The following is a 15,011-nucleotide window of genomic DNA, read 5'->3' on the forward strand; positions in this document are numbered from 1 at the left end:
GCCACCGACACTCGGCCCGCAGCCCCGCAGCCCCGCAGCCCGCCGACACCCCGCCGACGCCCCCGCCGACGCCGCACCGGCACCCCGACGGGCCACCGGCACCCGGGCCGAGTCCGTCGGACACCCGTAGCATCGACCGGATGCCCGACACCGCCCCTCCCGATGTGCCCGACGTGCCCGCCGACGCCCCCGCGGACGTCCACGCCCGCGGTTTCGTCCGCGTCCGCGGCGCTCGCGAGAACAACCTGCGTGCGGTCGACGTCGACGTCCCGCGCGACAGCATCGTCGCGTTCACGGGAGTCTCGGGCTCGGGCAAGTCGTCGCTGGCCTTCGGCACGATCTTCGCCGAGGCGCAGCGCCGCTTCTTCGAGTCCGTCGCCCCCTACGCGCGGCGGCTGATCGCCCAGGGCGGCGCCCCTCACGTCGACGAGATCACCGGCCTGCCCCCGGCGGTCGCCCTGCAGCAGCGCCGCGGCGCGCCGAGCTCGCGGTCGACCGTCGGCACCCTGACCACCCTGTCGAACTCGATGCGGATGCTCTACTCGCGGGCCGGCAGCTACCCCGCGGGGGCCGACCGGCTCGAGTCCGACTCGTTCTCGCCGAACACGGTCGCGGGGGCCTGCCCGCGCTGCCACGGGCTCGGCGTCGCGCACGAGGTGACCGAGGCGTCCGCCGTCCTCGACCCCGACCTGAGCATCCGCGACGGCGCGATCACCGCCTGGCCGGGAGCCTGGCAGGGCAAGAACCTCCGCGACGTCACGAGCGTGCTCGGCTACGACATCGACCGCCCCTGGCGTGACCTGCCGCAGGCCGATCGCGACTGGCTGCTCTACACCGAGGAGCAGCCCGTCGTCGAGGTGACCCCCCAGCGCGACCGCGTCGCCAAGCCGTACAAGGGCCGCTTCTGGAGCGCCCGCGCCTTCGTCCTGCACACCCTCGCCGACTCGCAGAGCGAGACCCAGCGGACGAAGGTGCTGCAGTACGTCGAGAGCGGTCCCTGCTCGCTCTGCGGCGGCAGCGGCCTGACCCGGGCGGCGCTCGCCGTGACCTTCGCCGGCCGGACGATCGCCGAGCTCAACGCCCTGCCGATCGCCGAGCTGGGCGACGTCCTGCGGCCGACGGCGACCCTGACGAGTGCGTCGGCGGCGGTGTCGAACGCGTCGTCGGGCGAGGTCACCGAGGTCGCCGTCCGCATCGCCTCCGACCTGCTGGCCCGGACGACCGTGCTCGCCGACCTCGGGCTCGGCTACCTCAGCCTCGGCCGTGCGACGCCGACCCTGTCGCCGGGCGAGATGCAGCGGCTCCGCATCGCGACGCAGCTGCGCTCGGGCCTGTTCGGCGTCGTCTACGTGCTCGACGAGCCGAGCGCCGGCCTGCACCCCGCCGACGCCGAATCCCTCGTCGAGGTGCTCGAGCGGCTGCGGGCGAGCGGCAACTCGGTGTTCGTCGTCGAGCACGACATGAGCATCGTGCGTCGCGCCGACTGGGTCGTCGACGTCGGCCCGGGGGCCGGCAGCCAAGGAGGCGCGGTGCTCTACAGCGGGCCCGTCGCCGGGCTCGCCGGGGTCGCCGACTCCGTCACGAGGCGGTTCCTCGACCCCTCCGCCGACGGTCGCGCCCAGGGCGGGTCGCCCGTCCGCCGCGAACCGACCGCCACCCTCGAACTGCGTGGCGTCACCCGGCACAACCTCGACGGCGTCGACGTCGACCTGCCGCTGGGCGTCCTGACCGCGGTCACGGGGGTGTCGGGCTCGGGCAAGTCGACGCTGGTCGGCGGCGTGCTGGCCGAGACGGCGACGAGCCACGAGCGGGTCGACCGCGTCGTGCAGGTCGACCAGAAGCCGATCGGCCGGACTCCGCGGTCGAACCTCGCGACGTACACGGGCCTGTTCGACGCGGTGCGCCAGGCCTTCGCCGCGACCGACGAGGCACGGGCCCGGGGCTACGGCGCCGGACGCTTCTCGTTCAACGTCGCCGGGGGCCGCTGCGAGGTCTGCCAGGGCGAGGGCTTCGTCTCGGTCGAGCTGCTCTTCCTGCCCGGCAGCTACTCGCCGTGCCCCGAGTGCCACGGAGCCCGCTACAACGCCGAGACGCTCGAGGTCACCTGGCACGGCGCGACCGTGGCGGACGTGCTCGCGATGACGGTCGACGAGGCGGCGACGTTCCTCGCCGAGGTGACCAGCGCCTCCCGGGCCCTCGAGACGTTACGGGAGGTCGGGCTCGGCTACCTGCGACTCGGTCAGCCGGCCACCGAACTCTCGGGTGGCGAGGCGCAGCGCATCAAGCTCGCGACCGAACTGCAGCGGGCACGCTCGGGCCACACGCTCTACCTGCTCGACGAGCCCACGACGGGCCTGCACCCCGCCGACGTCGAGCTGCTCGTCACCCAGTTGCAGCTGCTCGTCGACGCGGGCAACACGGTCGTCGTGGTGGAGCACCACATGGGCGTCGTGGCGGCGTCCGACCACGTCATCGACCTGGGCCCCGGCGGAGGGGACGCCGGTGGGCGCGTGCTCGCCGTCGGGACTCCCGAACGGGTGGCCGGGGCGACCGGTAGTCGCACCGCGCCGTACCTCGCGGCGGCGCTGCCCGCCTGAGCCGCCGGGGCCGCTGACCCGAGGAGCCGAGGAGGCGCGGTCAAGCCGACCCGCACCTCCTCGGTTCCGTCGTCGGTCGGGCTACGGCGAGACCATGCCGCCGTTGACGTTGAGCGTCTCGCCCGAGACGAAGCTCGACTCGGCCGAGGCGAGGAACACGTAGGCCGGTGCCTGCTCGGCGGGCTGGCCGGCGCGACCGAGCGGGGCCTCGCTCGAGCCGAACTCGGGCAGCGACTCGGGGTCGACGCCGTCGGTCACCTGCAGCACGGTCCAGGTCGGGCCGGGCGCGACGACGTTGACGCGGATGCCCTTCGTGATGAGCTGCTGCGCCATGCCCTTCGACAGGTTGTTGACCGCACCCTTGGTGGCGGCGTAGTCGAGGCGGTCGGGCGCGGGCGTGTGGGCCTCGGCCGAGGCGGTGTTGATGATCGTCGAGCCGGGGGCGAGGTGCGGCACGGCGGCCTTGACGATCCAGAACGGGGCGTAGACGTTGGTGCGGAAGGTCAGGTCGAACTGCTCGTCGGTGATGTCGGCGATGTCCTCGTGCCAGACCTGCTTGCCGGCGACGTTGACGACGGCGTCGAGGCCGCCGAGTCCGTCGACCGCCTTCTGCACCAGTTCGCGACAGAAGGAGGCACTGGTCAGGTCCCCGGGGAGGGCCACGGCCTTCTGCCCCGCGGCCTCGACGAGCGCGATGACGTGGTCGGCGTCGGACTGTTCGCTCGGCAGGTAGTTCAGGGCGACGTCGGCACCCTCGCGGGCGTAGGCGATCGCGACGGCGGCGCCGATGCCCGAGTCGGCACCCGTGATGAGGGCCTTGCGACCTTGCAGGCGTCCCGTGCCGCGGTAGGTCTCCTCGCCGAGGTCGGGGACGGGCGTCATCTGCGACTGCAGGCCGGGCTCGTCCTGGTGCTGCACCTCGGGGCTGATCGTGGGGTAGAGCGTGCGCGGGTCGGAGAAGGTGTACTGGTCGCGGGTCATGCGGGGTCCTCTCTGGTTCGGGGGTGCCCTGGACGCTACGCCGGGCCGCCTCCGCCGACGCGGCGCGTTCGGGGTACGGGCCCGGACGCAGCGGACGAGCGGCCGCGGATCGTGCCCGCCATCGTGGCGGAGGACGATCGGCGACCACTCGTCCGGATCGTCGGCGGAGTGCGGGGGCCCGTCGGCGGGGTGCGGGGGACCCGTCAGCGGGTGACGGCGAACGCCGGGGGAGGGGCGTCCACGATCGTCGCCGCGCCGCACGCGATCGCGCGGCTGATCCGCTCGACCAGCTGGTCGGGGACGGGGCGGCCCCAGCCGAAGGCGACGGTGTCCTTGGCGCGTCGGTGAGGGGAGACGTCGCCTTCGAGGGCTTCGTCGAACCGGGGCACGGGGTAGATGCCGAGGTGGCGCGTCCATGCCGCGAAGTAGAGCGTCTGCCCGTCCTCGAAGCGGATGGCCGGCATGCCGTACCGCAGGCTCTCGACGCCGTCTGTGCACCCGGCGTGGATGGCCCGCCTCACCCGTTCGAGCGCTTCGCGTCTCTCGGGCGGGAACCCCGCGATGTACTGATCGACCACGGTGTCGCTCATGACGAGTCCTCTCGTTCGCTGGGCACCAGTGTGCGACGGAACGAGCGCGGGCGCCAGCCCCCGGGCCGAGCGTTCGTGTGCGGCGTCGAGGTCTGCATCGGATCACATCGCTTCTTTCACGCCCGACCTGATGAGGAGCCAGTTGACGGGGTAGGAGGTCGCGAACCCGGCGAGCATGGCGATCTGCATGACGAACCAGAATTCCGGACTGACGACGTCCGCGCGCCCGCCGAAGAGTGAGGGCAGGACGAGGAACTGGGCCAGCGCCATGACCCCGTACATTCCGACCTGCCACGCCGAGATCGACAGGGCGTCGGCCTTGAGGGCGGCCACGATGCCGGCTCGGAGGCCGAGGCCGCGCATCGGGGCGATGGAGAAGTACTGGAACACGATCCCGAGAGCGAAGGCGAGGACGAAGTCGATGATCCAGCCGGCGAAGATCTCGTCGTCGTACAGGGTGCCCCGGCCGACGACGACGCCGATGACGGGGAAGGCGACGAGGGCGAACTCCGCGACGAGGTCGCCGATCGCGCAACCCGCGCCGCAGTGGCTGGTGCCCGTGGCGACGGAGACCGCCATCGAACTCCCGCGCTCGTCCCGGCTCAGTCCTCGCGGGGCGGCGCGCGCGGTCCGGCGATAGAACAGCAGCCACGCGACCCCGCCGAACAGCATCGTCACGGGCCACACCACGTTCATCACGGCCATCGGCTGAGGGCGACGGGCCACGTCTACCGCGACGCCGACCGCGCAGACGACACCGATGGCGATGAAGGTCCACGAGAGGAACGTGAACCCGACGGGGAACGCGCCGACGGTCAGGACAGGTGAGGCGGCGACCATCCATCGACCCAACACCCTGACGATGCCGAGCGTCGACGTCGACGAGAACGTCGTGAGGCCCGCTGTTCGACGCCGATCTGCTCGGCACGTGCCTCCGGCCCGATCCCGGGGGATGAATCGGTCAGGCCGCTTCCGTTTCTGCGATCAGTCGACGGAGGGTGATCAGGGAATCGCGGATGCGGGTCTTCATCGTCCCGATGGCGACGCCGGCCTCACGGGCAGCCTCGCTGTGGCTCAGCCCGCCGAAGTACACCAGCTCGAGGGCTTGCTGCTGCAGGTCGGTCAAGGTGCGCATGGCCTTCGTCACTCGCTCGTGCTCGACCCGGGTCTCGGCCGTCTCCGCCACGTCGTCCCGTGCGTCGACGAATTCCTTGGCACCGACCGCGAGGTCGCGGTCGCGTGAGGACTGGGAGGCGCGCACCCGGTCGACGGCGCGGCGGTGCGCCATCGTGAGCAACCACGACGATGCCTTGCCACGCGCGGGATCGAAGCGCCCGGCGGTCTGCCAGGCCTCCAGGAAGATCTCCTGCGTGACCTCCTCGGACTGCGCCGGATCGACCAGGATGCGACGGACCAGTCCGAGGACACGGGCAGCCGTCCGGTCGTAGAAGACCGCGAAGGCTTGCTGGTTGCCTTCGGCGACGAGGACGAGGAGGTCGTCGTCGGAGCGCTCGGTCCCCACGGGTGGCGCAGGTGCAAGAGACATGGCGTCCAGTCCGGGGGGCTCGGGATCGAGGTTTCGTGCCATCGACGGCACCCCTCGAACTCTATGCGCCGGAATTGAAAGCGGTGACCCCAGACCGAGGGTCACGAGTCGTGTCTGCGGTGGTCGTCAGCTGCCGGGCAGACGCGGAGGTGACGGGCGCGGTGAGCACGGCGCTCGTCACCCCCGCCGCGCCTCCTGACCCCCGGCCGTCAGTGCGCGAAGAACCCGGTTCCGAACGATGCACCCCGATTCTTCTGGGTGCGTCGTTCGAAACCGGGTTCACGGCCGCCTGACCCCGGGCCGGCCCCGGGCGGCAACGGAAAAACCCCGCCCCGTGCGTGAGCACGAGGCGGGGTCCACCGGGATCGCCGACCCCGTCGAGCAGGGCGGGGCCGGTGCGTCGTCACGGAGACGACCCGGGTTCCAGGCCGCACCTCGCGAGGCGGGGTGCGGCCCTGGGGCCGGGCCGGCGGGTAGCCGGCCAGACAGGTACTACTCCGTGGCGGCGGTGATCTTCGCGACGCCGACGAGCATCTCGTCCTGGACGGCGTCGGTCTTGAAGGTCTGGTTCAGCAGCGACGCGGCGTCGGGGCTGATGTGCACCGTGGTGCCCTCGAGGACGGCGTTGGAGCCCTCCATCTGGATCGGCTTGAGCGTGCCACCCCAGAGGTTGAACAGGTAGGCGTCTTCGGCGGCGACGGTGCCGTTGGCGGTCACGGTGCCGTAGAGCTTGCTCTCACCCGGGTCGATGCGGAAGTCGGTCAGTTCGACGACGGTGCCGTCGGCCGAGGTCAGCGACAGGCCGGAGCCGTCGTGGTCGATCTCACCCTGGACGTAAGGTCGCACGTCGCTGTCGGGGCCGTAGTAGTCGACGTTTCCGCCCGTGATCGGGAAGGCGAACGTGCCGTCGGTGAAGGTCGCGGTGCCGACGACGCCGGGGGTCAGGCCGAGCGAGGTGATCGCGTCGACGAAGGACTGGTCGACGGCGACCTGGGTGTCGACGCCGTTGCTGAGGTCGGCGATCGACGCAGCGGGCGTCGAGGCGGCGCTGGGCTCGGAGGACGTCGAGCTCGACGAGGAGGACGTGTCGGTCGAGGTGCCGGAGTCCATCGAGCACGCGGCGAGGGAGAAGATCAGGGCGCCCGAGGCGACGAGGCCGAGGGTGGTCTTGGTGATGTTCTTGCGAGTGAAAGCGTTCATGGTGAAGCTCCTTGTCAGTTGGTCCCGGTGGGGATGTACTGGGTTCGCCACCGGGCCCGAAAAGGATTGGAACGCATCTACTTCGTTACCCGGCCGTGACCTCCACCGCCGCGTTCAGCAGATCCGACGTGTCCTAGTCTCGGTCCGTGCTCTCGACCGTGCTCGCCCTGGTGCCGTGGCTCGCCTTCTCGGTCCTGGTCGGCGTCGTCGTCGTCGGTCCGGTCGCCGGACTGTGGCTCGTGGGACGCCGACGGACGACCGGCGTTCTCCTCGGCCTGGCAGTGCTCGCGGTCCTGGCGCTCACGCTGTACCCGGATGGCGCGCCCTACCCGGGCATCACGTGCAACCCGGGCCTGCCGTACCTCTCGCCCACTGCGGTGGAGTCGACCGCGAACGTCCTCTTGTTCGTCCCGGTCTCGTTCTTCGCGGGGGTGCTCTGGCGACGACCGGTGGTGGCAGTTCTCGGTGCCGTCGCACTGTCGGGTGCCATCGAGCTGCTCCAGGCGCTGGTGGTGGTGATCGGTCGGGCCTGCGACACGAGTGACTGGATCACCAACACCGTCGGTGCCGTCGTGGGGGGCGTGCTCGCGGCGAGTGCCCTCACCTGGCATCGACGCCGCACGCCCGGTGCGCGAGGCCGCCTCGGCGGCTAGTCGGTGGGGACCACGTCCCAGTGCTCGCGGATGAGGCCGCCGTCGATGCGGAACAGGTCGGCCGCGAGCAGCGGGTCCCCGGGCTTCGCGCCGACCGCCTGCGAGAAGGTCCAGACGATGTCGCCGTCCGAGAGCGAGATGACGGACTGCTGCGCCGGGAACTGCGCACCGCTTCCGAACAGCTGCTTCAGCGCTGCCGTCCCGTTCGGAGCCACCGGGTTGTGCTGCAGGTACGCGGGGTCGAACGCGCGGTCGAGGATCGACGGGTCGTGGTCCCGGAACAGCGTGTCGTACGCCGACACCGCGAGGACGCGATTGCGTTCTTCCTGACGTTCCGACGGCGCGGCGGTCGGACGCGCCGGCCGGTAGAGGTCGCTGAACATCGAGTTCGTGTTCCCGCTGGCCGGTGTGCCGGTCGGAACGGGCTGCTCGAGCGACCAGTGCTCGACGATCCGGCCGTGCTCGAGGCGGAACAGGTCGACGGCGGCGTCACCGCGTCGTTCGTCGCCGGGGTCCGGCGTGATCTGCCAGTGCACCGCGACGAGGTCGCCGTCGGCTGCGACGTGTTTGATCACGGCGTGGGCACCGGGAACGCGGATGCGGTCCGCCGCGAACTGGGCGAGGAGTCCCTCCGGCCCCGCGGCGGTCCCTGCTCCGTGCGCGACCGCGGTCGGGGAGACGAGCCGGGCTGCGAGCTCGCGGGAGGACGTGCCGTCCGGGTCGGCGAAGGTCTGGGTGAGGAGCGTCCGCACGGAGCAGGCGTTGCGGTGTTCGGTGGTGCTGTCCCGCCGGTCCGCGGCAGCCGTCACGGTCGACTTCGGTGGGGTCCCGGGAGCAGCGGCCGCCGGCGTGGCGACGCCGAGTCCGGTGAGGAGGGCGACTCCGGCGAGGACGGCCGTGCCGCGGGCGAGGCGGCGGGAGGGGCTGCGCGTGGTCAGGTCGTTCGTCATGTGTTCTCCTGCTCGTGTGGTCGGCGGGTGATCGCAGCATCGCAGGAAGCCCCGTCGTCGGCAGGTACGCACTTTCTCGTAAGCCACTCACGTGGAGGTCGGAATCGTGGAACCGCCTGCGCCGACCGCGCAGGATCGTGGCGCACTCGTTCGCGTCCCTGCGGCGTGTCCGACGCGAGTCGTGCTCACACCCGTCGCGAGTCGGCGGGGCGTGCTCCTGGCGTGCGGGCCGCCGGCACGCGCCGGCGCTGTCGTCCACGACGATCACGCCGTCTCTGCCGGCGCTCGCTCACGGGTCAGAAGGGCAGGGGCGTCAGCAGCCAGAGAAGCAGCAGACACCCGCTGACCGCCAGCCCGAGAAGGCCGAGCGCCATCCCGGCCGTGACGAAGCGCGGTCGGTCGTCAGGAGCCGACTCGACGTCGTCGCGGGCGAAGGCGACGGCGGCGACTCCGAAGAACACGGACACGACCGCCCAGAGGTCCAGCAGGATGCTCGCCCAGGGCACGAGTGGGGTGCCGATCAGCGAGGGGGCGTTGCCCGCGACCAGCAGGACCGGGCCGGACAGGCTCAGCCAGCCCAGGGCCCAGGCCCAAGACCGCGGCTCCGACGTCCTTCCCGGTGATGTCACGACGATCCCTCTCTCCCTCGACGACGACCCGTCCGCCTCCTCGTGACCCTCTCAGCATCGAGCCGCGGGCGCGTCCTCCCGACGGATGACACCCCCGGCGGGGTCGCGTGCTGCGGAGCCGCCGAGAGCGTTCCGCGGCAGTTGCCGTGCGACGGACGTCCCCGCCCGCCCGCCCCCTCGGCAGGAGGGGTGGGCGGACGGGGACGTCGGCGCGTCGGGGGCTACTCGGCCCGGCGACGGCCTCGGATCGGGCCGACCACGCGACGGCCGCGACGCGAGAGCGCCAGGCCGAGCGCGACCCCGAGCAGGGCCATGGCGGCGATGCCGAGCACCGACGCGCTGCCGGTGAAGGCCAGCTGCGTCGCCGACAGGATCATCGGGAACGACACCGTGACGACCGCCTGGACCGTCTCGCCGGCCGTGTCGGTCACGCGGTACTGCACCGACGCCTTGGAGTCGAAGCCCTTCGCGGGGGTGAAGACGACGGTTCCGTCGACGACCGTCCAGGTGCCCTGCTCGGGCACGGTCAGCGTGCTGACTCCGTCACCGGTGGCCGGGTCGACGATCACGACGGTGCCGCGGTCGAAGGTCGCACCCTCGGTGGGGGCGTCGTTCGCCGTGACGTCGACGGCGACCGGGTGGTCCGTCGTGCCGCGCTGCTCGTCGTCGACCGCGACGGCCGCGCCCAGAACCGTGATGGTCACCGTCGCCCGGGACGTCTGCCCCGAGGCGTCGGTCGCCGTGTAGTCGAACGAGTCTGCTCCCACGAAACCGGCGTCCGGCACGTACTCGTACGAGCCGTCGCGCGTCATCGTCACGGTGCCGTGGGAGGGCTTCGAGGCCAGGGCGACCCAGAGGGCCGACCCGTCGTCGTTGCCCAGCACGCCGCCGACCTTGCCCGAGACCAGGCGCTGACCGGCGATCGTCGTGCCCTCGTCGTCGATGGCCTTGACGCCCACGGTGATGCGGACCGTTGCGGTGGCGGTGCCGCCGTCACGGTCGGCGACCGCGTAGGTCACGGCGTCCGGGCCGGAGTAGCCGGTCGTCGGCGCGTAGACCAGGCGACCACCGGCGTCGATGGTGACCGTGCCGTGGGTGGCGGTGCCCGTCCCGGTGACGCACAGTCCCGTACCCAGGTCGTTGCCCAGCACGCCCGGGGCGGCCACGGTCAGCGTCGTGTCGGCCGGGGTCGAGGCCCCGTCGTCGACCGCCGTCGGCAGCACCGTGATGGTGACCGTGCCCGTGCGGATCTGACCCTCGGCGTCGGTGGCCGTGTAGGTGAAGGCGTCGACACCCGAGAAGCCGGGCTTTGGCGCGTAGACGTACGAACCATCCTTCGCCAGGTCGACCGTGCCGTGGGCGGGGCGCCCGTCGATCGTCGCGGTCAGCGAACTGCCCGAGTCGTTCGCGAGGACGCCGTGCGTGGCATCGACGGTCAGCGGCGTACCGGCGCGGGTGGCGCCGGCGTCGTCGACGGCGAGGGCGCCGACGACGATCGTGGCGACGGCCTTCGTGCCGCGGCCCGACGCGTCGGTCGCGGTGTACTCGACGTGGTCGGTGCCCGAGAAGCCCGCCTCCGGCGTGTAGGCGGCCGAACCGTCCGGCTGGGTGACGATCGTGCCGTGCGCCGGGGTGCCGACGCTCGTCACGGTCAGGCCGGTGCCGAGGTCGTTCACGAGCAGGCCGGGGGCCGGCACGGAGAGCGTGGTCGCCGCGGGCGTCGTGTAACGGTCGTCGATCGCGCGGGGCGTCACGGTGACGGTGACCGTCGCGGCGTCGGTTCCGCCGTCACGGTCGGTGACCGTGTAGACCACGATGTCGTCGCCCGAGAACCCGGGGGCCGGCGTGTAGTCGAACGTGCCGTCCGGCGCGACCGTCACGGTGCCGTGCGGCGCCGGAGTGACCGCGGTGACGGTCAGGCCGGAGCCGACGTCGTTTCCGAGCACGCCGGGGGCGGCGACCGTCACGTGACCGTCGGCCACGACGGTGGCGACGTCGTCGACGGCCTTCGGGGCGACCACGATGGTCACGGTGCCCGTGCCCTTCTGGCCGTTGCCGTCGGTGACCTCGTAGCCGAAGGTGTCCTTGCCCGAGGTGCCGGGCTTCGGGGTGTACGTGTACGAACCGTCGGGGCCCGTGGTCACGGTGCCGGCCTTCGGCTGGTCGGTGACCTTCGCCGTCAGGTCGGTGCCCTTGTCGTTCGAGAGCACCCCGTGCGCGGCGTCCACGACGAGGGGCTGGTCGGCCACGGTGCCACCGACGGGCGAGTCGTCGACCACGATCGGACCGACGTGGATCGTCACCGTCGCGACGTCCGAACCGCCGGATGCGTCGGCGGCGCGGTAGGTCAGCTGATCGGTGCCCGAGAAGCCGTCGGCAGGCGTGTAGGTGATGGTGCCGCCGGCCGCGATCGTGGCCGTGCCGTGGGTCGGGGCGTCGACGATCTCCGCGCGCAGGTCGGTGCCGAGATCGTTGCCGAGCACGCCGGGCTCCGCGACGGTGACCGCGGTGCCGGCCTTCGTCGACGTGACGTCGTCGACGGCGTCGGGCACGACGACGACGGTCACGATGCCCGTGCTCTTCTGCCCCTCGGCGTCGGTCGCCGTGTAGGTGAAGGTGTCGGTGCCCGAGAAGCCCGTCGCAGGGGTGTAGACGTACGAGCCGTCCTTCGCGACGGTCACGTCACCGTGGCGGGGGGCGCCGTCGAGGGCGCCGGAGAGGCCGGTGCCGCTGTCGTTCGACAGCAGGCCCTTCGCGGCGTCGACCGACAGCGGTCGGCCCGCGGTGGCGGTGCCCTGGTCGGCCGCGGCGAGGTCGCCGACGATCACCCAGGCGCGAGCCGTCGCGGTCTGACCCGAGGCGTCGGTCACCTGGTACTCGAACGAGTCGGTGCCCGAGGTGCCGGCGTCCGGCGTGTAGCTCCAGCTGCCGTCGGCGTCGACCGTCACGGCGCCGTGGGCGGGCGTGCCGTGGTCGGTCACGCGCAGCCCGGTGCCGAGGTCGTTGGCGAGCAGTCCGGCCGAGGCGGGCGTGGTCACCGTGGTGCCGTTCGGCGTGGTCGCCGCGTCGTCGACGGCCACCGGCTTCACGGTGATCGTCACCGTCGCGGTCGAGGTGCGACCCGCGGCGTCGGTGACCTGGTAGGTCACGGTGTCGGTGCCCGAGAAGCCGGGCGCCGGCGTGTAGTCGAACTCGCCGTTCGTGGCGACGGTCGCCGTGCCGTGCTGCGGCCCGGTCTCGACCGCGGCCGTCAGGCCGGTTCCGAAGTCGTTGCCCAGCACGCCGGGGCCGTCGAGGTGGGCGTTGCCGCCCGCCGTGACCTGAACCGCGTCGTCGACGGCCTCGGGGGCGACCGCCACGCTGGCCGTCGCGGTGCTCGTGACCCCGTTGCCGTCGGTCAGGGTGTATGTGAACGAGTCGGTCCCCGAGAAGCCCTTCTCCGGCGTGTAGACGAACGAGCCGTCCGGCGACACCACCACGGTGCCGTGCGAGGGGGCGGTGGCGACCGCGGCGGTCAGGGGGCCGGTGCCGCCGTCGTTCGCCAGCAGGCCACGGCCGGCCGGGACGTCGAGGGGAGCACCCGCCACGGCGTCGACCGAGTCGTCGGAGGCGCGGGGGGCGACCGTCACGGTGACCGTGGCGGTGTCGGTGCCGCCTTGGCCGTCGGTGACGGTGTAGTCGAAGGCGTCGGTGCCCGAGAAGTCGTCCGCGGGCGTGTAGACGACGTCGCCGGAGGGCGTCACCGAGGCGGTGCCGTGCCCGGGCGTCGAGACCGCGGTCACCGTCGTGTCGAGGCCGTCGTCGTTGCTCGTCAGGTCGCTGCCGGCGATGGTCGTCGGGGTGCCCGAGGCGGCGGTCGCCGTGTCGTCGACGGCGGAGGGCAGCACGGTGACGGTCACCGTGCTCGTGGTGCTCGCGCCCTCGGAGTCCGTGGCCGTGTAGGTGAAGGTGTCGGTGCCCGAGAACCCGTCGGCCGGGACGTAGCGGTACGAGCCGTCACGACCGAGCACGAGGGAGCCGTGCGAGGGTCCGGTCGCCACGGCGGCGGTCAGACCGGTGCCCGAGTCGTTCGCCAGGACGCCCGAGGCCGCGTCGACCACGAGGGCCTGGCCGGCACGGGCGGTCGCGACGTCGTCGCTGCTCACCGGGGTGACGGTGATCGTGACCGTCGAGGTCGACGTGCCACCGCCTCCGTCGGTCGTCGTGTACTGGAAGGTGTCGGTTCCCGAGAAGCCCGTCGCGGGCGTGTAGACGTACGAGCCGTCGGCCGCGACGGTGGCCTGCCCGTGCGCCGGCTGCGTGTTCGACGTCACGGTCAGGTCGGTGCCCGCGTCGTCGGCGAGGACGCCGGGCGCGCCGACCCTCAGCGAGGTTCCGGAGGCGGTGGTCCCGGTGTCGTCGGAGGCTGCGGCCGAGATCGCCGCCACGGTGTTCGCGAAGGTGCACACGACGTCGGTGCCGTCGGCGCTGGTCGCGGCCGGGAAGGTGAACTGCGCGGTGTTGCCCGAGCCCGACGCGACGGTCGCGTCGTCGGTGACGTTCGCGCAGCGGTACGTCGTCGAGTAGTCGGCGAGGCGCGTCGAGCTGTTGCCCGCCGTCTGCGAGACGGTGTACGTCCGGGCCGGGATCGCGAGCGCGGCGCCGGCCTTCTGGGCCTGGACTCCGTTCGCGGTGCCGGAGGTCGTCGCGGTGGACGGCGACGACAGGTTGCCGCCGTCGACCTTGAGGGCGAACTGGTCGCCGGACTTCCAGCGGCCCGTGACGTCCGCCTTGCCCGTCAGGGTGTTGGCGTAGTTGCAGCTCGCGAGGTCGGAGTACGAGGTGATGTTGCTGATGGCCGGGGTCGTCATGCGGCTGACCTCGGTACCCGAACTCGAGTCGAGCTTGATGATCTGCATGCCCGACGAGACGTACAGGTAGCCGTCGGACGAGAAGGCGATGCCGGGGCTGTTGGTGCCCGTGGGCAGGTCGGTCAGCTTGGTGGCGGCGAGGGAGGTGGTGCCGGCCGTGGTCGGGATCGTCTCGTCGTTCAGTCGGTAGACCGCGTTGCTCGCCACGACGAAGAGCAGCCCCTGCGTGCTGAAGGCGAAGTCGCCGTTGCCGGCCTGCAGGCCGGGGATGCGGCCGACGACGCCGATCTTGTCCCCGGTCTTCGGGTCGTACGCCGAGATCGTCGACGGGTCGCCACCGGTCGCGTAGTAGTAGATCCCGGTCACCGGGTTGACGGCGCCCCGCAGGGTCGAGGCGGGTGCGCCCGACGGGTTCGCGTTGGCGACCGTCGTGACGGCCCCGGCCGCCGAGTCGTAGCGCGCGAGCGTGTTGCCGTTCGAGTTGTTGGCCGCGCCGTTGGTGAAGGCGTAGGCGTCGAGGCCGTTCCGTCCGACGCCGAGACCGTTGTTGGCCGGTGAGAACGGGTTCGCCGTCCCCGCGATCACGTCGGACACCGTGTTGGCCGCGACGTTGATGGCGACGAACTGACCCTGACCGGCCGTCGCGTAGATCGTGTTCTGGTCGCACGAGAGCGCTGCGGCGGCCTGGGCCGGCGCCGGCGAGACGGCCTGGGTCACGGCGACGGCCGCCAGCAGGGAGGCGGTGGCGAAGGCCGCGAACGAGAGGGCGCGACGACGGGGGCGCACGGAGGCGCGGAGAAGCGACATGGGGGTGTCCTCGGGTGGGGGCGTCCGGCCGGGTCGGATCCGGTCGGACGTCGGTCCTGCTCGACACGCGGGGGTTCAGGTGCCCGCGTGTCGCCCCCACGGGTACGGGGGCTCCACGGAAGTGGATGCTTCGACAATAAAGCTTCTCGTTTGTCGAGTGGAGTCCCCAGAGCAGGGGTGATTTCGTCCGCCTTGTGGGGGACATCGG

The 15,011-nt window shown here is 72.1% G+C and carries 10 protein-coding genes; 2 read left to right on the forward strand and 8 right to left on the reverse strand.

What is annotated here, in order from left to right; all coding sequences use genetic code 11:
* The first annotated feature begins 140 nt into the window (after positions 1–140).
* Positions 141–2,597, forward strand: a complete 2,457-nt coding sequence (locus OVA02_RS05140; RefSeq protein ID WP_267659370.1) for an excinuclease ABC subunit UvrA — start codon at positions 141–143, stop codon at positions 2,595–2,597.
* Positions 2,598–2,678: 81 nt separating this feature from the next.
* On the opposite strand, the gene OVA02_RS05145 is transcribed toward OVA02_RS05140, so the two are convergent.
* The 5 genes from OVA02_RS05145 to OVA02_RS05165 form a co-directional block, all read right to left on the reverse strand.
* Positions 2,679–3,578 carry an SDR family oxidoreductase gene (locus tag OVA02_RS05145; protein WP_056042968.1) on the reverse strand — a complete coding sequence of 300 codons (900 nt, stop codon included), beginning with the start codon at positions 3,576–3,578 and terminating at the stop codon, positions 2,679–2,681.
* A gap of 203 nt (positions 3,579–3,781) precedes the next feature.
* Positions 3,782–4,168, reverse strand: coding sequence for an iron chaperone (locus OVA02_RS05150; RefSeq protein WP_267659371.1), 387 nt, complete (start codon positions 4,166–4,168; stop codon positions 3,782–3,784).
* Positions 4,169–4,270: 102 nt separating this feature from the next.
* A complete protein-coding gene (locus OVA02_RS05155; protein WP_267659372.1) occupies positions 4,271–5,008 on the reverse strand; it encodes a DUF4396 domain-containing protein in 738 nt (245 codons plus the stop codon).
* A 121-nt stretch (positions 5,009–5,129) separates the two neighbouring features.
* The gene (gene sigK / locus OVA02_RS05160) at positions 5,130–5,714 is read right to left on the reverse strand and encodes an ECF RNA polymerase sigma factor SigK (protein WP_056044464.1); all 585 of its coding nucleotides are present in this window, start codon (positions 5,712–5,714) and stop codon (positions 5,130–5,132) included.
* Positions 5,715–6,206: 492 nt separating this feature from the next.
* Positions 6,207–6,914: a hypothetical protein gene (locus tag OVA02_RS05165; RefSeq protein WP_267659373.1), complete on the reverse strand. Its 708-nt coding sequence runs from the start codon at positions 6,912–6,914 to the stop codon at positions 6,207–6,209.
* A 146-nt stretch (positions 6,915–7,060) separates the two neighbouring features.
* Between OVA02_RS05165 and OVA02_RS05170 the strand changes: the two genes are divergently transcribed.
* Positions 7,061–7,567 (forward strand): VanZ family protein, encoded by a 507-nt coding sequence (locus OVA02_RS05170; RefSeq protein ID WP_123571659.1) that lies wholly within the window; start codon positions 7,061–7,063, stop codon positions 7,565–7,567.
* Here the strand turns inward: OVA02_RS05170 and OVA02_RS05175 are convergent.
* The 3 genes from OVA02_RS05175 to OVA02_RS05185 form a co-directional block, all read right to left on the reverse strand.
* Entirely contained in the window at positions 7,564–8,517 is a 954-nt protein-coding gene (locus OVA02_RS05175; RefSeq protein ID WP_267659374.1) for a nuclear transport factor 2 family protein, read from the reverse strand. The two genes, OVA02_RS05170 and OVA02_RS05175, sit on opposite strands and share 4 nt — an antisense overlap.
* A gap of 296 nt (positions 8,518–8,813) precedes the next feature.
* Positions 8,814–9,146: a hypothetical protein gene (locus OVA02_RS05180; RefSeq protein ID WP_148053709.1), complete on the reverse strand. Its 333-nt coding sequence runs from the start codon at positions 9,144–9,146 to the stop codon at positions 8,814–8,816.
* A gap of 221 nt (positions 9,147–9,367) precedes the next feature.
* A complete protein-coding gene (locus OVA02_RS05185) occupies positions 9,368–14,803 on the reverse strand; it encodes an Ig-like domain-containing protein (RefSeq protein ID WP_267659375.1) in 5,436 nt (1,811 codons plus the stop codon).
* Between the last annotated feature and the right edge of the window lie 208 nt (positions 14,804–15,011).

Source organism: Frigoribacterium sp. SL97 (genome assembly GCF_026625765.1).
Classification (GTDB): Bacteria; Actinomycetota; Actinomycetes; order Actinomycetales; family Microbacteriaceae; genus Frigoribacterium.